Below are 18,316 nucleotides of genomic sequence, written 5' to 3' on the forward strand. Positions count from 1 at the left end.
GACCGGTGGCGGGCCGGGTGTCGGTCCCGCTGCCGGGGTGGGGTCCAGTCGTCTCGCCCGTCACTTGGGGGTGACCACCTTGTAGTTCTTGGGGACCTGGGCGTCGGGCCTGCGCAGGTACAGCGGCCGGGGCTCCGGCAGCTCGTCGCCGCGGGCCAGGCGCTCGGCGGCGAGACTCGCGAGGGCGGCGGCGGACACGTGCTCGGGCTCGTGCGCCTTCGGGAAGGTGTCCGGGTACAGCAGCGCGCCCGCGCCGACCGCGGTCAGGCCCTCGACCTGCTCCGCGATGTCGGCGGGACGGTTGACGGCCGGGTCGGTGACACGGGTGCGGGAGTCGGCGTAGCGCGCCCAGTAGACCTCCTTGCGGCGGGCGTCCGTCGCCACGACGAAGGGGCCCGGCAGGTCGGCCGCGTAGGCGAGGCCGTCCAGCGTGCACACGCCGTGCACGGGCACGCCGAGCGCGAGGCCGAAGGTGTCCGCGGTCATCAGGCCGACGCGCAGCCCGGTGTACGGGCCGGGGCCGATGCCGACGACGACGCCGGTGACCGCGCCGAGCGGGAGGCCGGCGTCGCTGCAGAGGCGGTCCACGGCCGGGAGCAGCAGCTCGCCGTGGCGGCGGGCGTCGACCTGGCTGGAGGAGGCGATGACGTCCGTGCCGTCGTGCAGCGCGACGGTCACGGCGGGAGTTGCGGTATCGAGAGCGAGCAGGAGCACGCAAACAGCCTACGGCTCCGGCGCCGTCCGCACGGTCGCCACGGTCCGCGCGGCAGGCTCCTGCTACGGTCACGACGGAAAGCGATTGCGTACTCACTCTTCGTGATCATGCGAGGCCGGGCGCATCGCCAGGGCTTCAGGCGCGTTTCCCGCGGGTTCCGGCATGTTCCGCGGGCTCCGCACGGGCTCGGAGCAGGTCAGGGCGACGTACGGCGGAGGTGGACGACGATGTCGGGCAGCAGCTCCGCGATCGTGGCGGGACTGACCGCCGCGGCCCTCGCGACGGTGGGCTTCCTCGCGTACCAGGCGTCGGCGAACGTCCCGGCCGAGTTCACCGGCCCCCGCGCGGCGGCCTCGCCCGGCGTGCCCCCCTCCGGGACCCCCCGGGGCGTCCGGCGTCCCGGCGGCCCGCCGGACGGTTCCGGGCGGGGCGCCCGGGTCGTGTACTCACTCGCCGACGACCGGGTGTGGCTGATCGGCAGGGGCGGCGAGGTCCGGCGTACGTTCCGGGTCAGCCCCGGCGCGGTCGACCCGCTGCCCGGCGTCCACGGCGTCACGTCCCGCTCGGACGCGGTGCGCGGCTCGGACGGCGTCCCCGTCGAGCACGTCGTCCGCTTCGCGGACGTCGACGGGGTGTCCATCGGCTTCAGCGCGGCGGTGGACGGCTCAGTGCCGGCCCGCCCCAAGGAACAGACGGGCGGCATTCGGGAGACCCGCGCGGACGGCGACGCGATGTGGGAGTTCGCGACGTACGGCCGGAAGGTCGTCGTCGTCCGCTAGGCCCTGTCGGTCGGTCACCCCGGCGCCGCGTGCCCGGCACGCGCACCCGCGGCGTTGCCGTCGCCCCCGGCTCAGGCCGCGCTCGGCTTCCCCCACGCCCGGCTCCGCCCAGCGCTCGGCTCCGCCCACCCGGGCGGGGCCCCTCGCGTCGGCTCCCCCGCCGTCCCGCAGCCGCACGCACCTGAGCGCGCTCGGGCGGGCCAGGACGCACGCGCCTCACGACCGGGCCGCTCCAGCCGGCAGTCCCCGGTCCCTGTCGCTCGCCGGTCCCTGTCGCTCGCCGGTTCCCCGCCGGCCGTGACCCCGGCTCAGGCCGCTGTGCGGTGACGTACGGGCTCGGGCGGGCGCGTCCCGCCGTACGGCTCCGAGGGCTGCGTGCCGTACGGCTCCGGGGCCCGCGGCGGCGTGGAGACCGCCCGCGCGGCGGCGCACGCCGCCAGCAGGTCGCGCATGGACACTCCGGCGACCGCGGTCGGCCGCGGGATGGGCTCCGACGTTGGCTCTGGCGTGGACATGGACGCCTCCTGAGGGCCGGGGCAAACGTAGTTAGGTAGACCTAACCACGGACTGGATACCATGTGACCACGCTGGGGAGGCCCAGCGCAAGATTTTCCCGACAGCGTGTCGGTACGTGGGACGGGGCCCCGAGGGTGCGCGGGACGGCGCGGTGCGCGAGCCCTGGAGGACTCCTTGTTCGCGCGGGACGGGACCGTGTCCGTCCCCGGGAAGGTCCCGTGGTCGTGCCCGGCACAGGACCGAGTTCGTCCCCGTGAGCGATCCGCGTTCGCGTCCGGGGCGGGTCCGAGTCGGTGCCCGGGACGCCGCCGTGTTCGTGCGTCGGGCGCGGCGCCATGCGGCTCAGGCCGCCAGCGCGCTCAGGTCGGCCGCCGCCCAGCGCTCCGGGACGGGTCCCAGTCGGTGCCCAGGACACAGCCGTCTTCGTACGTCGGGCGAGGCGCCGTGCGGCTCAGGCGGCCAGCGCCCTCAGGTCGGCTGCCGCCCAGCGCTCCGGGGCGGGTCCCAGTCGGTGCCCAGGACACAGCCGTCTTCGTACGTCGGGCGGGGCGCGCCGTACGGCTCAGGCGGCCAGCGCCCTCAGGTCGGCCGCCGCACAGCGCTCCGGGACAGGACCGAGTCGGTGCCCGGGACGCCGCCGTGTTCGTGCGTCGGGCGCGGCGCCATGCGGCTCAGGCCGCCAGCGCCCTCAGGTCGGCCGCCGCCCAGCGCTCCCCGAGCCCGGTCAGGGTCACGTGCCGCACCTCGTCGGTGGTGTCGCCGACGGCACGGTGGATGACGACCTGGAGCCGGTCCTCGGTCAGCTCCTCGACCTTGCCCTCGCCCCACTCGACGACGATCACGGAGTCCGGCAGCGACACGTCGAGGTCGAGGTCCTCCATCTCGTCCAGGCCTCCTGCCAGCCGGTACGCGTCCACGTGCACGAGCGGCGGGCCGTCACCGAGCGAGGGGTGCACGCGCGCGATGACGAACGTCGGGGAGGTGACCGCGCCGCGCACGTCCATGCCCTCGCCGAGCCCGCGGGTCAGGGTGGTCTTGCCCGCGCCCAGCTCGCCGGAGAGCATCACGAGATCGCCGGCGCGCAGCAGCTCGGCGAGCCTTCGGCCCAGCTCCTTCATCTGCTCGGGCGAGGTGATCGTCAGCCGGGTGCCCGCCGGGACGTCGGCCGGGGTGCCGGCCACGTCCTCGGCCGGGACGGCGGCCGGGGCGCCGGCCGGGTTCTCGGCCCGGTTCTCAGCCGGGTTGTGCGGTGCCGCTGGTGCTTCCATAGCCACCCACGGTAGCTCCTGCGGGCACCGCGCCCACGCGGGTGAGCAGGTCGGCGAGCCGGTCGGTCACCACGTCGGGATGCTCCAGCATCACCAGGTGCCCGGCGTCCGGTACGAGCACCAGCTCGGCGTGTGGCAGCAGGTCGGCGATGGCCTCGCTGTGCTCGCTGGGCGTGACGAGATCGCCGACGCCCGCCAGCACCAGCACCGGTATGTCCAGGAAGCGGGCGAGCGCCTCCGTCTTGTCGTGGTCGGTGAACGCCGGGTAGAACTCGGCGACCACGTCGATCGGCGTGCTCTCGATCATCCGCTCGGCGAACCGGGCGACCGCCGGATCGACGTCCCGTGAGGAGAACGAGTACCGCTTGATGACCCCGGCGAACAGGTCGGCCGTCGCCCGGCGTCCCTTCTCCACCAGCTCGGCCCGCTGCCCCAGCGCCTTCAGCACCCCGGGCAGCACCCTCCGCACCGCGTTCACCCCGGCCACCGGCAGCCCGAAGCTGACCTCGCCGAGCCGGCCCGACGACGTACCGACCAGGGCCGTACCGACGACGCGCTCGCGGACCAGCTCGGGGAACTGGTCGGCCAGCGCCATCATCGTCATGCCGCCCATCGAGTGGCCGACCAGCACGACCGGGCCCTCGGGCGCGGTGGCGTCGATGACGGTCTTCAGGTCGCGGCCCAACTGGTCGATGGTGAGCGGCACGCCGTCCCGCACCTGGGCCGTGCCGCGCCCGGAACGGCCGTGACTGCGCTGGTCCCAGTGCACGGTGCGGACGACGCCGCGCAGCGCGGCGCGCTGGAAGTGCCAGGAGTCCTGGTTGAGGCAGTAGCCGTGGCTGAACACGACCGTGACGGGCGCGGGCGCCTTCCGGCCGAACAGGCGCCTGCGGCGCGGCCCGGTCCCGTCCGCCGCCTCCGGGACCACGTCGTCGATTTCGTAGTACAGCTCGGTGCCGTCGTCGGCGTACGCCTTGCCGGGTATGCCGCGCAGTCCCCCGTACGGGCCGGCCGAGTCGAGCGCGAGGCGGGCCTTCTGCCGCATGCCGCGGCCGACCGTGAGGCGCTCGATCGCGACACCGGCCGCCGCGCCCGCCGCGACGACGCCGATCGCGGCGCCCGCGATACCGGCCCGGCGCCAGGTGCCCGTCCCCACGGCTGCCGTGCCGGTGGTTCCACCGGCGGCGCGGGCGGCGGACACGGCGGCGCTCGCCACGGCCTTCGCACTGCTGTCGCTCACGATCCCCTCCTCGTCGCCGCCACGGACACGGCGGCCGCCTCCCCGCCCGCCTACCCCTTGGCCTGCTCGTTCACCTGCTCGTTCGCCTGCTCGTCCAGATAGACGCGCGGGACGCGCCGTCCGATCCGGGTGACGATCTCGTACGCGATGGTCCCCGCGGCCTGCGCCCAGTCCTCCGCGGTGGGCTCGCCGCGGTCGCCCGGGCCGAACAGCACCGCTTCGCTGCCGGGCGCCGGCTCGTCGCCGCCGAGGTCGACGACGAACTGGTCCATGGCCACGCGCCCCGCGACCGTACGCCACTTGCCGTCCACCAGGACCGGGCCGGACGAGGAGGCGTGCCGCGGGATGCCGTCCGCGTAGCCCACGGGGACGAGGCCGAGGGTGGTCTCGCCGGGGGTCGTGTAATGGTGCCCGTAGCTCACACCGTGCCCACCCGGCACGTGCTTGACCAGAGCCAGGGAGGCCGACAGCGTCATCACGGGACGCAGCCCGAAGTCGGCCGGGGTGCCGATCTCGGGGCTCGGCGAGATGCCGTAGAGCGCGATCCCGGTCCGTACGAGGTCGAAGTGGGACTCGGGGACCGTGAGGGTGGCGGGCGAGTTGGCGATGTGCCGCACCTCGGGGCGGAGCCCCTGCGCCTCGGCGTGGGCCAGCATGTCCCTGAAGACCGTGAGCTGCGCGGCGATGGAGGGGTGGCCCGGCTCGTCGGCGCAGGCGAAGTGGGACCACACGCCCGTGACGCGCAGCAGGCCCTCGGCCTCGGCGCGCAGGGACTCGGCGACCAGCTCGGACCAGGCGCCGGGCGGGCACCCGTTGCGTCCGAGGCCCGTGTCGGCCTTGAGCTGCACGCGCGCGGGGCGGTCCGCGCGCCGGGCCGCCCCGGTGACCTCGCGCAGCGCCCACATACCGCTCACCGACACGTCGAGGTCGGCCTCGACGGCCTCGCGCCAGGGGCCGCCCGGCGTCCACAGCCAGCACATGATCCGGAGGTCGGGCGGCAGGGCTCCGGAGCGGCGCAGCGCGAGCGCCTCCTCGGGCGTCGCCGTGCCCAGCCAGGTGGCCCCCGCCTGGACGGCGGCGCGGGCGCACGGCAGCGCGCCGTGTCCGTATCCCTCGGACTTGACCACGGCCATGAGGGCGGACCCGGGGGCCTTGGCACGCAGCGCGCGCACGTTGGCCCGCAGGGCCGCCAGATCGATTTCGGCGCGGGCGCGCAGGGGTGCCGTCGGCAGGCTCGCTGTCTCAGTCATCGCGTCCCCAGTGTCTCAGAGGGGTACGACAGCCCGGCCCGTTCAGAGGCGTAGGGCAGCCCTGCGGGCGCCCCCCGCGCCGTGCGCGCGCTACCTCCGGGGATGACGGTCGACGAGCGCCGACGGGCGAACGGGGGTGCGGGCCCACGACAGCCGACGGGCGAACGGGGCACACGTCCCGCACGTCCCGCGCACCTCACGCACCTCACATGTCCCGCACACCCCGCGCATCTCACACGTCCCGCACGTCCCGCCAGGCCCTCGGCAGCGCCTCCGCCACGTCGTGGGCGCCGACCGGTGCGCCGTCGGAGGCGAAGCGGCACGCCAGGCCGTGCAGGTACGCAGCCGCGCTGCCCGCGTCGCGCGCGGAGAGCCCGGCCGCCAGCAGTGAGCCGGCGAGCCCGGACAGCACGTCGCCGCTGCCCGCGGTGGCCAGCCAGGGCGTCCCGGTGGCGTTCACCCGCACCGCACCGCCCACTGCACCGCCCACCGGCCCGCTGCCCGGCCCGCTGTCCGGCCCGCTGTCCGGGTGGGCTTCCGGGTGGGCTCCCGGGTCGGCGATCAGCGTCGTGGAGCCCTTCAGCAGCACCGTCGCCGAGTACCGCGACGCCAGCTCCCGCACCGCCGCCAGCCGCGCTCCCTCGACCTCCTCGCGGGCCACGCCGAGCAGCGCGGCGGCCTCTCCGGCGTGCGGGGTCATCAGGGTGGGCGCCGTCCGGGCCCGTACGGCGTCCCGGTCGGCGAGCCGCAGTCCGTCGGCGTCGATCAGCACGGGCACGTCGGCCGCGAGCACCTCGGCGACGGTGCCCGCGTCCTCGCCCGCGCCGGGCCCGGTGACCCACGCCTGCACGCGCCCCGCCTTCTTGGGACCCCGGTCGGAGACGAGCGTCTCGGGGAAGCGGGCGATGACGGCGTCCTGGGCGGGACCGACGTACCGCACGGCCCCGGCGCCGCCCCGCAGCGCGCCGGACACGGCCAGCACGGCGGCACCCGGATAGCGCGCGGAGCCTGCGGCGATGCCGACCACACCGCGCCGGTACTTGTCGCTCTCGGCACCCGGCACGGGCAGCAGCCGGGCGACGTCCGCGTGCTGCAGGGCCTCCAGAACGGGTTGGGCGGGCAGGTCGAGACCGATGTCGACCAGCCGCACCGACCCGGCGTACTCCCGCGCCGGGTCGACGAGCAGCCCCGGCTTGTGCGTCCCGAACGTCACCGTCAGGTCGGCCCGCAGCGCCACGCCGCGCACCTCGCCGGTGTCCGCGTCCACGCCGCTGGGCAGGTCGACGGCGACGACGGCGGCCCGGGAGCGCTCGGCGGCCCTCGCGAACGGCACGGCGTCCGGCCGCAGCCCGCCCCTGCCACCGATGCCGACGATGCCGTCCACCACGAGATCGGCGCGTGCGATCAGCTCGTCGGGGACGGCGGTGCCCGTGGGACCGGTGCGGCCGGTGGAGCCGGCAGGGCCGACCGGACCGGTGGCGCCGGTGACCGACCCGCCGGCCCGGCGCAGCGCCGCGAGGCCCCCGGCGTGGGCACGCCCGGGCGTGAGCAGCACCGCCGTGACGCCCGCGCCGCGCCGGGCGAGGCGGGCACCGGCATACAGGGCGTCACCCCCGTTGTCGCCGCTGCCGACCAGCAGCACGACACGGCTGCCGTACACCCGTCCGCCGCCCCCGGAACCCCTCACGCGCCCGAGCAACTCGGCGCAGGTGGCGGCGAGTCCGGCGGCGGCGCGCTGCATCAGCGCGCCCTCGGGAAGCCGTTCCATGAGACGGCGTTCGGCGGTCCTGACGGTCTCCACGCTGTAAGCACGACGCATGGGGACGAGTGTCCCGCACGGCGACGCACCACGCCCGACGGCCGCACCGAACCGACGGAGCCCCGGCCCCATCGGCGGCTCCCGGACCCGGGAACAGCCGCCCCGAACCCGTCGGCGGCTCCGGACCCGACGGCCCCCCGGACCCGGGAACAGCCACCCCGAACCCGACAGTCGCCCCCGAACCGAACGCCGCCCCGGACCCGGGAACCGCCACCCCGAACCCGACGGGCGACACAGGAACCCGGCAACCGCCCCGGACCCAACGGCCCCACCGAGCCGTCGGGCAGGCCCCGTTGGGCTCTCAGCCCTCCGCGATCACCACGGCCGAGGCGATCCCCGCGTCATGGCTGAGGGAGACGTGCCACGACCGCACCCCGAGCTGCGCGGCCCGCGCGGCAACCGTGCCCGAGACCCGCAGCCGGGGCTGCCCGCTGTCCTCGACGTACACCTCGGCGTCGGTCCAGTGCAGCCCGCCCGGCGCGCCCAGCGCCTTCGCCAGCGCCTCCTTGGCCGCGAACCGTGCGGCCAGCGAGGCGACCCCCCGCCGCTCCCCACTGGCGAGGAACAACTCGCTCTCCAGGAACAGCCGCCGCGCCATCGCCGGTGTACGCGCGAGCGACGCCGCGAACCGCTCGATCTCGGCGACGTCGATACCGACCCCGATAATGCTCATGACGAGCACCCTACGGCGCTCCCACGACCGCCCACGGCCGCACCGGCTCCTCACGCCTCGCCCCGGGCCCGACTCACCGCGGACGACGCCGGCACGCGGAGCCGGCGGCCGGCGCACCCGCACCCGCACCCGCACCCGCACCCGCACCCGCACCCGCACCCGCACCCGCACTTCACACAAGCCCGCGCGCCTACTCCACCGTCACCGACTTGGCCAGGTTCCGGGGCTGATCCACCTCGTTGCCCCGCGCCGTGGCCAGTTCGCAGGCGAAGACCTGGAGCGGCACCGTCGCGACCAGCGGCTGGAGCAGGGCGGGGGTGGCCGGGACGCGGATGAGGTGGTCGGCGTACGGGGTGACCACGTCGTCGCCCTCCTCCGCGATGACGATGGTGCGCGCACCCCGCGCGCGGATCTCCTGGATGTTGGACACGATCTTGTCGTGCAGGACGGACCGGCCCTGCGGCGACGGTACGACCACGACCACCGGCAGGTCCTCCTCGATGAGCGCGATCGGCCCGTGCTTCAGCTCGCCCGCCGCGAAGCCCTCGGCGTGCATGTAGGCGAGCTCCTTCAGCTTCAGCGCGCCTTCCAGGGCGACCGGATGGCCTACGTGCCGCCCCAGGAACAGCACCGTGTTCTTCGCGGCGAGCGAGCGCGCCAGGTCCCGTACCGGCCCCATCGTCTCCAGGACGCGTTCCACGGCGCCCGAGATCTGTGACAGGTCCTGGATCACCGCCCGGATCCCGTCACCGCGCTGCGTGCCGCGCACCTGGCCCAGGTACAGCGCCACCAGGTAACACGCGACCAGCTGCGTCAGGAACGCCTTCGTCGAGGCGACGGCGACCTCCGGCCCGGCGTGCGTGTAGAGCACCGCGTCGGACTCGCGCGGAATGGTCGAGCCGTTGGTGTTGCAGATGGCCAGCACCTTGGAGCCCTGCTCGCGGGCGTGGCGCAGCGCCATCAGGGTGTCCATCGTCTCCCCGGACTGGGAGATCGCCACGACCAGCGACCGGGGGCCCAGGATCGGGTCCCGGTAGCGGAACTCGCTGGCCAGCTCCACCTCGCACGGGACCCGCGCCCAGTGCTCGATGGCGTACTTGGCGATCAGCCCGGCGTGGAAGGCCGTACCGCACGCGACGATGACGACCTTGTCCGCCTCGCGCAGTGCCGCCGCCGAGATGCGCAGCTCGTCCAGGGTCAGCGCACCGGACGGTTCGATCCGCCCGAGCAGCGTGTCGGCGACCGCCTTCGGCTGCTCGGCGATCTCTTTCAGCATGAAGTACTCGTGACCGCCCTTCTCGGCGGCCGAGACGTCCCAGTCGATGCGGTACGTGCGGACGTCGGCGCGGCTGCCGTCGAAGCCGGTGACCGTGACGCCGTCGCGGCGCAGCTCCACCACCTGGTCCTGGCCCAGCTCGATGGCGTCCCGCGTGTGCTCGATGAACGCGGCGACGTCGGAGGCGAGGAAGGTTTCGCCCTCCCCCACGCCCACCACCAGCGGCGAGTTGCGGCGGGCCCCGACGACGACGTCCGGCGCGTCCGCGTGTACCGCGACCAGCGTGAACGCGCCCTCCAGACGTCGGCACACCAGCCGCATCGCCTCGGCCAGGTCGGCGCAGGCGGAGAACTCCTCGGCGAGCAGGTGCGCGACGACCTCGGTGTCCGTCTCGGACGCGAGCGCGTGCCCGCGGGCCGCCAGCTCGGCCCGCAGCAGCGCGAAGTTCTCGATGATGCCGTTGTGGACGACGGCGACCCGGCCCGCGTTGTCGAGGTGCGGGTGAGCGTTGGCGTCGGTCGGCGCGCCGTGCGTGGCCCAGCGGGTGTGCCCGATGCCGGTCGCGCCGGCCGGCAGGGGCCGCTCCTTGAGGGCTTTGTCCAGGTTGAGGAGCTTGCCGGACTTCTTGGCCGCCGCCAGCCCGCCGTCCGCGAGCACGGCGACGCCCGCCGAGTCGTAGCCCCGGTACTCCAGTCTCTTCAGTCCGGCCGTGACGACCTCGAGTGCCGACTGCGACCCCACATATCCCACGATTCCGCACATGGAACGGCAGCCTACGATCAGATGCCCGTCAAAATGGGTCGCCGCGTGCCCGAAATCGGAAATTCCCACCGGGGGGCGACACTCGAACGCCCGCGGCCCCCGGGAGGAATTCCCCTTCGGCGAAGTCAGCCGAGCTTCGCCAACTGCACGTCCACGATCTCGGTCGGGAACGCGAAGTCCTTGCCCGACGCGGCCGACGCCATGTTGATGACCGGGAAGTACGCGAGCGTCGCGCCCCTGCGCACGACGACGGTCTTCATCGGAGCCTTCACGCCCTTGTCGACCTCCATGTTCAGCGTCACGGCGAGCGCCTCGTCCCCGCCCTTCGGCGCCTCGGTCGTCGCGACCGACACGACCTTGGTGTCGCTGCCCTTGGCCGTGTAGGTGAACCCGCCCGCGCACTTCTCGGCAGCCGCGTTCAGGTCCTTCATGGCCTGCTCGGCGCCGCCGTCCGCGTACGACGCCAGGGTGACGTAGAGCTTGCTGACGTCGAGCCCGGCCAGCACGGCCTCCTCGATGTCCGCGCCCTTGGCGGGCTTCTTCGGCGCGCTCGTCCAGCCCCGCTTGACCGTCGCGGCGGGCTTGCCGACGTACGTCGTCATCTGCGCGTACGCGAGCGGCGTGCAGGCCGCGTCGCTCGCCTCGACCTCCGACTGCGCGACATCGTCCGCCGCCGGCACCTTGGCGACGACCTTGCCGCTCGTGACGTCGGCCTGCACCAGCGCGGCCTTCTCCAGCTCCGCGGAGGTGAGCGCCTTGGCCGCGGTCTTCTCCGGGGCCGCCGAAGACCCGCCCTGGTCCTTGGCGTCGTCGTCGCCGTTCTCCCCACCGCAGGCGGTGACGAGCAGGGCGAGCGCGGCGGTGGACGCGGCGAGGGCGGCACGGCGGACGGCGATGGTTCTCACGTAGGGGTCTCTCTCTCGAACGCGCGAAAGACACGTGAAGAACACACGCGCCCTCCGCAAACTGTGCGCGCACTTTATCCACGGGAATGTCACAAACGATCACTCGGCCCCCTGCCCCCGCACAACCCGGTACCCGACCGTGACGACACCGTGATCGCCGTGACCGCCGGGGTCGCGCGGCTCTCGAGGCCCCCTCGAACCACCCCCCGCGTGACGCAGCCCACCCCCACCCCGCCGCGAACTCCGTTAACAATGGACCGTGATCTCTCCGGTCCCCTCGATACCCCGGAGCGCCCACCGGCAGCGGCCGGAGGCGACTCCCTACCTCGACCTCACCCGAGCCGAATGGAGCGCGCTGCGCGACAAGACCCCGCTGCCGTTGTCCGCGGCGGAGGTCGAGAAGCTGCGCGGCCTGGGTGACGTCATCGACCTCGACGAGGTGCGGGACATCTACCTGCCACTGTCCCGGCTGCTGAACCTGTACGTCGGCGCCACGGACGGCCTCCGGGGAGCGCTGAACACGTTCCTGGGCGAGCAGGGCTCCCAGTCGGGCACCCCGTTCGTGATAGGCGTCGCCGGTTCGGTCGCGGTCGGCAAGTCCACCGTCGCCCGCCTCCTGCAGGCCCTGCTGTCCCGCTGGCCCGAGCATCCGCGCGTCGAGCTCGTCACGACGGACGGCTTCCTGCTGCCGACCAGGGAACTCCAGAACCGCGGCCTGATGTCCAGGAAGGGTTTCCCCGAGTCGTACGACCGCCGGGCCCTGACCCGCTTCGTCGCCGACGTCAAGGCCGGCAAGGCAGAAGTGACGGCTCCCGTCTACTCCCACCTGATCTACGACATCGTCCCCGGCGAGAAGCTCGCCGTGCGCCGGCCCGACATCCTGATCGTCGAGGGCCTCAACGTCCTGCAGCCCGCCCTGCCCGGCAAGGACGGCCGCACCCGCGTCGGCCTCGCCGACTACTTCGACTTCAGCGTGTACGTCGACGCCCGCCTCGAGGACATCGAGCGCTGGTACCTCAACCGCTTCAAGAAGCTGCGCGCGACCGCCTTCCAGGACCCGTCCTCGTACTTCCGCAAGTACACGCAGGTCTCCGAGGAGGAGGCCCTCGACTACGCGCGCACCATGTGGCGCACCATCAACAAGCCGAACCTGGTGGAGAACATCGCCCCCACCCGGGGCCGGGCCGCGCTCGTGCTGCGCAAGGGCCCGGACCACAAGGTGCAGCGGCTCAGCCTGCGCAAACTGTGAGCACGATTACGCTGCCGCCATGCTGCATCTGCGTCTGATCACCCCCTTGGACCACACGGACGACGTGGTCCGTCTGATCGAGAAGACGGTCGGCACCACCCACCTCTGCGTCCTGCGGGGCGCGGCCCTCGACCCCGCCGGCGACGTCGTGATGTGCGACGTGGCCCGCGAGGCGGGCGACGAACTCCTCCGGGAACTCCGCGAGCTCGGGCTGGACAAGTCCGGCTCGATCGCCGTGGAGACCATCGACCTGTCGCTGTCCACCCGCGCCGAACAGGCCGCCGACGACGCGCCGGGCGAAGCCGCGGACGCGGTGCTGTGGGAACAGCTCGAGGACGCGACGCACGAGGAGTCGACGCTCTCCGTCACCTACGTCGCCTTCATCACGCTGGCGACGATGATCGCCGCGTGCGGTGTGGTCCTCGACAACGCGGTCCTGATCGTGGGCGCCATGGCGGTCGGACCGGAGTTCGGGCCACTGGCCGGGATCTGCACGGCCGCCGTGCAGCGGGAGCCGCGGCTCGCGGCACGGTCGCTGCTGGCGCTGCTGGCCGGTTTCGCGGCGGCGATGACGGTGACGGTCGGCTTCAGCTGGTTCATGGACGCCGTCGGCCTGTTCACCGAGGGCAAGCTGGCCGCGGACCGTCCGAACACCGGGTTCGTGTACGCCCCGGACTGGTTCTCGTTCGTCGTCGCGGTCCTCGCGGGCGCCGCCGGGACGCTGTCGCTGACGTCGGCGAAGTCCGGGGCGCTGGTCGGTGTGGCGATCTCCGTGACGACCGTCCCGGCCGCCGCGAACGCCGCCGTGGCCCTCAGCTACGGCGACACCCAGCAGATGTGGGGCTCGACGGAGCAGCTCCTGCTCAACCTGCTCGGCATCGTCCTCGCCGGCATCCTCACGCTGCTGACCCAGAAGTGGCTCTGGGCCAGACAGCACCAGCGCACACCGGTACGCCCCGAGCACCTTCCCTAGGACCCGCCGCGCCGACCCGAAGAACCCGGGCGGCACCTGCCCCAGACCTGCGTGCCCGAGCCACCCGGACACCTGCCCCGGACTGCCTGCCCGAACGACCCGGGCACCCACCCCGGCGGCTGCCTGCCCGCGCGGCCCGAGCACCTACCCGAGCGCGGACTTCACCGAGTCGGCCAGTCGGCCGGCCACCGCGCGGGCCTGCTCGAGGTCGGCGGCCTCGACCATGACCCGCACCAGCGGCTCGGTGCCGGAGGAACGCAGCAGCACCCGGCCCGTCGAGCCCAGCTCCCGCTCGGCGTCGGTGACCGCGGCGGCCAGATCGGCGGAGGTCGCCACCCGGGACTTGTCGACGTCCTTCACATTGATCAGCACCTGCGGCAGCCGCTCCATCACCGACGCCAGCTCCCGCAGCGTCCGGCCGGACTCGGCGACCCGCGCGGCCAGCAGCAGCCCGGTGAGCGTGCCGTCGCCGGTGGTGGCGTGGTCGAGGACGATGACGTGCCCGGACTGCTCGCCGCCGAGAGCGAAGCCGTGCTCCTTCATCGCCTCCAGGACGTACCGGTCGCCGACGGCGGTCTGCACGAGGGAGATGCCCTCGCGCTCCATGGCGAGCTTGAACCCCAGGTTCGACATGACGGTCGCGACGACCGTGTCGGAGCGCAGAGCGGAACGTTCCCGCATGGCCACCGCGAGCACCGCGAGGATCTGGTCGCCGTCGACCTCGGCACCGGTGTGGTCCACGGCCAGGCACCGGTCCGCGTCACCGTCGTGCGCGATGCCCAGGTCGGCCCCGTGCTCCCGGACGGCGGCCTGCAGCAGACCGAGGTGGGTGGAGCCGCAGCCGTCGTTGATGTTGAGCCCGTCGGGCGCGGTACCGATCGTGACGACCTCGGCACCGGCCCGGATGAAGGCCTCGGGCGAGACCCGGGAGGCCGCCCCGTGCGCCTCGTCCAGGACGATCTTCAGACCGTCGAGCCGGTTGGGCAGCACGCCGATGAGGTGCGCGACGTACTGGTCGAGCCCTTCGTCGTAGTCGCGGACCCGGCCGACACCGGAGCCGGTCGGGCGGTCCCAGGGAGCACCGGTGCGGTGCTCCTCGTAGACGGACTCGATACGGTCCTCGAGCTCGTCGGCGAGTTTGTGGCCGCCACGGGCGAAGAACTTGATGCCGTTGTCCGGCATGGCGTTGTGACTGGCCGACAGCATGACGCCGAGGTCGGCGCCGAGCGCGCCGGTCAGGTGGGCGACCGCGGGCGTCGGCAGCACGCCGGCCTTCAGCACGTCCACGCCGGCGCTGGCGAGACCGGCGATCACGGCGGCCTCCAGGAACTCCCCCGACGCGCGCGGGTCACGTCCGACGACGGCGGTGGGCCGGTGTCCCTCGAACGTGCCCGCCTCGGCCAGCACGTGCGCCGCGGCGACGGAGAGGCCGAGCGCCATTTCCGCCGTGAGGTCCGCGTTGGCCACACCGCGCACGCCGTCCGTGCCGAAGAGTCGTCCCACTTGTCCTCCTGAGGAAGCGTCAGTTACGGGAAACCGTGCCGGTGCGGATCACGCAGGCGGCTCCCGAGGCCGGGCGGTGCCGTCATGTCAGTCCATGCCCGGACATCCGTACACACAAGCCGTTGAGCGTCTTGTGCCGTTATACGCCCAACGACAGCAATAAACGAACGCCCCGGCAGCACTGTGGCGTGCCGCCGGGGCGTTCGGAGTACGTACGAGCGGGCCGAACCGGCTCGTGGACGTACGAGCAGGCAGCGAAGCCTAGCGCTTGCTGTACTGCGGAGCCTTGCGGGCCTTCTTCAGACCGGCCTTCTTCCGCTCGACCGCGCGGTCGTCGCGGCGCAGGAAGCCGGCCTTCTTGAGCGCACCGCGGTTGTTGTCGACGTCGGCCTCGTTCAGCGCACGGGCGACACCGAGACGGAGCGCACCGGCCTGGCCGGAGACGCCGCCACCGGCGATACGGGCGATGACGTCGTAACGGCCCTCGAGCTCGAGCACCTTGAAGGGCTCGTTGACTTCCTGCTGGTGCACCTTGTTCGGGAAGTAGTCCTCGAGGGTGCGGCCGTTGATCTTCCACTTGCCGGTGCCCGGGACGATCCGGACACGGGCGATGGCGTTCTTGCGGCGGCCCAGGCCGGCGGCCGGCTGGGGCTCGCCGAAGCGGGAGGCCATGGACTCCGAGGTGTACTCGCCCTCGACGGGCGCCTCGGACTCGGTGGTGTAGCTGTCGATGTCGACGGTCTCGTCGAGCGGCTGCTCGGCAGTGGTCTCGGCCACGATTCTCCTCAGATTCTGTTCAGTCTTAGGGGGTGGCCGGACTTACTGCGCGACCTGGGTGATCTCGAACGGCACCGGCTGCTGCGCGGCGTGCGGGTGCTGGTCACCCTTGTAGACCTTCAGCTTCGTGAGCATCTGACGGCCCAGAGTGTTCTTGGGGAGCATGCCCTTGACGGCCTTCTCGATGGCCTTCTCGGGGTTCTTGTCAAGCAGCTCGTCGTAGCGGACGGAGCGCAGACCACCCGGGTAGCCGGAGTGGCGGTACGCCATCTTCTGGGTCCGCTTGTTGCCGGAGAGGTGCACCTTGTCGGCGTTGATGATGATGACGAAGTCACCAGCGTCGACGTGCGGCGCGTAGATCGGCTTGTGCTTGCCCCGCAGAAGGGTGGCGGCAGTGGTGGCGAGACGACCCAGGACAACATCCTGAGCGTCGATGACGTGCCACTGGCGCGTCACATCGCCGGGCTTGGGGCTGTACGTACGCACGGTTCGTAGCCTTCGCTTCGAGTGAATGGTCCTGACAAGGTCACCGAAACGATCACGACAGCCTGGACCGCACGGCGGCGACGCATACCGCATACATGGGGTCGCTGGTCATCGGCCCGGTGGACCGGTGTAAGGGCCCGTCCCGTGAGAATGAGCAAGCCAATACACAACGAACATGCAGGATAGCCGGGCTGCCCCGGACGGGTCAAAACGATCAACCCCGCCGAACGCCCGGCTCCTACCTCCCCCAGAGTACGCGACCCCCGGGCAGCGCGACCCGCGCGCATCCGCTGCCCCGCCCGGCCCACCGCCGGACGGGGCGCCCCGCGCCCCGTCTAAGATGCGCCCCATGAGCTACGGGCAGGGGGGACCCCAGGATCAGTGGGATCCCTGGAAACCGCATTCTCAGCAGCCCTGGAACAGCGGCGGCGACGGCACCCCGGACTGGGCGGCGCTCGCCGAGGCGTCCGAGGCCCGCGCCAAGCGGCGCCGGCTGCTGCTCATCGGCGGCGGCGCGCTCGCCACGGTCGCGATCGGCGTTGCCGTCGCGGTGGCGGTCGTCTCGGCGAACGGCGGCGACAAGCGGTCGGACGAGTCGGCCTCCCAGCTGCCCTCGGCCGACATCCCGAGCAAGAGCGCCGGCGCGCCCTCCTTCGACCCGACCACGGCGCCTCCCCCGCTGGACCCGAAGGACTTCGTGTCCACCGGGAAGAAGGACAAGGCCCCGCTCAGTCCGGAGATCCTCTTCCCCGGCACGCAGCTGACCATGGCCGAGACCGTCTACAAGAAGGGCCCGACGGCGGACGCCAGAACCTGCTCGTCGGCCGCCCAGGGCACCCTGCCGAAGGTCCTCACGTCCAACGACTGCACGCGGCTGATGCGCGTCACCTACACCCGGGACGGCATCGCCGTGACCGTCGGCGTCGCCGTCTTCGACACCGAGGCGCAGGCGCTGAGGGCGAAGAAGCAGGCCGACACCAAGAGCATCGTCCGGTCGCTGTCCGGCGGCGGTGTGCGCCCGTTCTGCACGGGCGCGGTATGCCGCTCGACCACCAACTCCTTCGGCCGCTACGCCTACTTCACCATCGCCGGCTACACCAGCGGCAAGGACGTCACCGAGAAGAACACCGAGGTCTACGCGTCCGGCGACGACCTGGCCGAGTTCACCTTCCGCCAGATCCGCCGCCGCGGCGAGGCCCAGGCCTCGGCGGCGGCGAACGAGTAGCGCGCCCCAGCCCGGTTCAGCAGCAGCCGGTCGAGGGCAGCGACCGCTTGTTCCTGGCCTCCTTGTTCCGCGCCGCGAGCAGTTCGTCGGCCGGATAGCCGACCTCCTCCAGCGTCAGCCCGTGCGGCCGGACGACGTGCACGGCGGAGTCCCGTATGCCCGCGCCGAGCACCTTGCCCGGCCAGTCCGCCGGCCGGTGCCCGTCCCCGACGAACAGCAGCGCCCCGATCAGTGAGCGCACCATGTTGTGGCAGAAGGCGTCGGCCCGCACGGTCGCCGTGATGATCCCGTCGTCCCCGCGCACCAGGCTGAGCTCCTGGAGCGTACGGATCGTGGTGGCCCCGTCGCGCTTCTTGCAGTAGGCGGCGAAGTCGTGCTCCCCGAGCAGCCGCCGGGCCGCCTCGTTCATGGCGTCGACGTCGAGCGGCCAGTCGTGCCACAGGACGTGACCGCGCAGCAGCGGGTCGACGCCGCCCGGCTTGTCGGTGACACGGTAGGCGTAGCGCCGCCAGATCGCCGAGAAGCGGGCGTTGAACCCGGCCGGTGCCTCCGCGAGCGACCAGATCCGCACGTCGCGGGCCAGCCGCCCGGCCAGTCGCTTCAGCAGCTTCTCCCTGTGCTCGGCCCACAGCTCCACGGGAAGATCCACGTGGGCCACCTGCCCGCGCGCGTGCACCCCGGCGTCGGTCCGCCCGGCCACGGTCAGCTCGTACGTCGTGTCCCCGGACCGCGTCACGGTGCGCAGCGCGTCCTCGATCTCGCCCTGCACGGTCCGGCGCCCACCGGCCTGCTTGGCCCACCCGGAGAACGCGGTCCCGTCGTACGACAGGTCCATCCGCACCCGGACGAACCCGGCCTCTGCTTCGTCACTCACCCCTGGATCCTCTCAGCAACGCAAAG

17 protein-coding genes are annotated in these 18,316 nt (G+C 73.0%); 4 read left to right on the top strand and 13 right to left on the bottom strand.

The window, feature by feature from the left end; all coding sequences use genetic code 11:
* Positions 1-60: 60 nt before the first annotated feature.
* The gene (gene tsaB / locus ABZ354_RS15055; protein WP_358656746.1) at positions 61-714 is read right to left on the bottom strand and encodes a tRNA (adenosine(37)-N6)-threonylcarbamoyltransferase complex dimerization subunit type 1 TsaB; all 654 of its coding nucleotides are present in this window, start codon (positions 712-714) and stop codon (positions 61-63) included.
* 228 nt (positions 715-942) lie between these two features.
* Here tsaB and ABZ354_RS15060 point away from each other — a divergent pair, with 228 nt between their 5' ends.
* On the top strand, positions 943-1,494 hold the full coding sequence (locus ABZ354_RS15060; protein ID WP_358656748.1) for a hypothetical protein: 552 nt from the start codon (positions 943-945) through the stop codon (positions 1,492-1,494).
* Between the two features lie 308 nt (positions 1,495-1,802).
* On the opposite strand, the gene ABZ354_RS15065 is transcribed toward ABZ354_RS15060, so the two are convergent.
* From ABZ354_RS15065 to ABZ354_RS15100, 8 genes are all read right to left on the bottom strand, one after another.
* Positions 1,803-2,009 carry a hypothetical protein gene (locus ABZ354_RS15065; protein WP_358656750.1) on the bottom strand — a complete coding sequence of 69 codons (207 nt, stop codon included), beginning with the start codon at positions 2,007-2,009 and terminating at the stop codon, positions 1,803-1,805.
* 672 nt (positions 2,010-2,681) lie between these two features.
* Entirely contained in the window at positions 2,682-3,278 is a 597-nt protein-coding gene (gene tsaE, locus ABZ354_RS15070; RefSeq protein ID WP_358656752.1) for a tRNA (adenosine(37)-N6)-threonylcarbamoyltransferase complex ATPase subunit type 1 TsaE, read from the bottom strand.
* Positions 3,244-4,518 carry an alpha/beta hydrolase gene (locus tag ABZ354_RS15075; protein WP_358656754.1) on the bottom strand — a complete coding sequence of 425 codons (1,275 nt, stop codon included), beginning with the start codon at positions 4,516-4,518 and terminating at the stop codon, positions 3,244-3,246. Before ABZ354_RS15075 ends, tsaE begins: the two co-directional genes overlap by 35 nt.
* Positions 4,519-4,568: 50 nt before the next feature.
* Entirely contained in the window at positions 4,569-5,768 is a 1,200-nt protein-coding gene (alr, locus tag ABZ354_RS15080) for an alanine racemase (protein ID WP_358656756.1), read from the bottom strand.
* 232 nt (positions 5,769-6,000) lie between these two features.
* Positions 6,001-7,587: an NAD(P)H-hydrate dehydratase gene (locus tag ABZ354_RS15085; protein ID WP_358656758.1), complete on the bottom strand. Its 1,587-nt coding sequence runs from the start codon at positions 7,585-7,587 to the stop codon at positions 6,001-6,003.
* Positions 7,588-7,888: 301 nt separating this feature from the next.
* Complete coding sequence (locus tag ABZ354_RS15090; protein WP_358656760.1) at positions 7,889-8,260, bottom strand: holo-ACP synthase; 372 nt, start codon at positions 8,258-8,260, stop codon at positions 7,889-7,891.
* Between the two features lie 190 nt (positions 8,261-8,450).
* Positions 8,451-10,298, bottom strand: a complete 1,848-nt coding sequence (gene glmS / locus ABZ354_RS15095; protein WP_358656762.1) for a glutamine--fructose-6-phosphate transaminase (isomerizing) — start codon at positions 10,296-10,298, stop codon at positions 8,451-8,453.
* Between the two features lie 125 nt (positions 10,299-10,423).
* On the bottom strand, positions 10,424-11,203 hold the full coding sequence (locus ABZ354_RS15100; RefSeq protein WP_358656764.1) for a hypothetical protein: 780 nt from the start codon (positions 11,201-11,203) through the stop codon (positions 10,424-10,426).
* Positions 11,204-11,462: 259 nt separating this feature from the next.
* Between ABZ354_RS15100 and coaA the strand changes: the two genes are divergently transcribed.
* Positions 11,463-12,452 (top strand): type I pantothenate kinase, encoded by a 990-nt coding sequence (gene coaA, locus ABZ354_RS15105; protein WP_358656765.1) that lies wholly within the window; start codon positions 11,463-11,465, stop codon positions 12,450-12,452.
* A gap of 19 nt (positions 12,453-12,471) precedes the next feature.
* The gene (locus ABZ354_RS15110) at positions 12,472-13,425 is read left to right on the top strand and encodes a DUF389 domain-containing protein (RefSeq protein ID WP_358656767.1); all 954 of its coding nucleotides are present in this window, start codon (positions 12,472-12,474) and stop codon (positions 13,423-13,425) included.
* A gap of 144 nt (positions 13,426-13,569) precedes the next feature.
* Here ABZ354_RS15110 and glmM read toward each other — a convergent pair whose 3' ends face one another.
* The 3 genes from glmM to rplM all read right to left on the bottom strand — a co-directional run bounded on the left by glmM (position 13,570) and on the right by rplM (position 16,191).
* Complete coding sequence (gene glmM, locus ABZ354_RS15115; RefSeq protein ID WP_358656769.1) at positions 13,570-14,928, bottom strand: phosphoglucosamine mutase; 1,359 nt, start codon at positions 14,926-14,928, stop codon at positions 13,570-13,572.
* Between the two features lie 261 nt (positions 14,929-15,189).
* Positions 15,190-15,705 carry a 30S ribosomal protein S9 gene (gene rpsI / locus ABZ354_RS15120; protein WP_358656771.1) on the bottom strand — a complete coding sequence of 172 codons (516 nt, stop codon included), beginning with the start codon at positions 15,703-15,705 and terminating at the stop codon, positions 15,190-15,192.
* A 42-nt stretch (positions 15,706-15,747) separates the two neighbouring features.
* Complete coding sequence (rplM, locus tag ABZ354_RS15125) at positions 15,748-16,191, bottom strand: 50S ribosomal protein L13 (protein ID WP_358656773.1); 444 nt, start codon at positions 16,189-16,191, stop codon at positions 15,748-15,750.
* 349 nt (positions 16,192-16,540) lie between these two features.
* Between rplM and ABZ354_RS15130 the strand changes: the two genes are divergently transcribed.
* The gene (locus tag ABZ354_RS15130; protein WP_358656775.1) at positions 16,541-17,416 is read left to right on the top strand and encodes a hypothetical protein; all 876 of its coding nucleotides are present in this window, start codon (positions 16,541-16,543) and stop codon (positions 17,414-17,416) included.
* A 16-nt stretch (positions 17,417-17,432) separates the two neighbouring features.
* Here the strand turns inward: ABZ354_RS15130 and truA are convergent, their stop codons facing one another.
* Entirely contained in the window at positions 17,433-18,290 is an 858-nt protein-coding gene (truA, locus tag ABZ354_RS15135) for a tRNA pseudouridine(38-40) synthase TruA (RefSeq protein ID WP_358656777.1), read from the bottom strand.
* Positions 18,291-18,316: the final 26 nt, after the last annotated feature.

The sequence above is a fragment of the Streptomyces sp. NPDC005925 genome (genome assembly GCF_040638805.1).
Classification (GTDB): Bacteria; Actinomycetota; Actinomycetes; order Streptomycetales; family Streptomycetaceae; genus Streptomyces.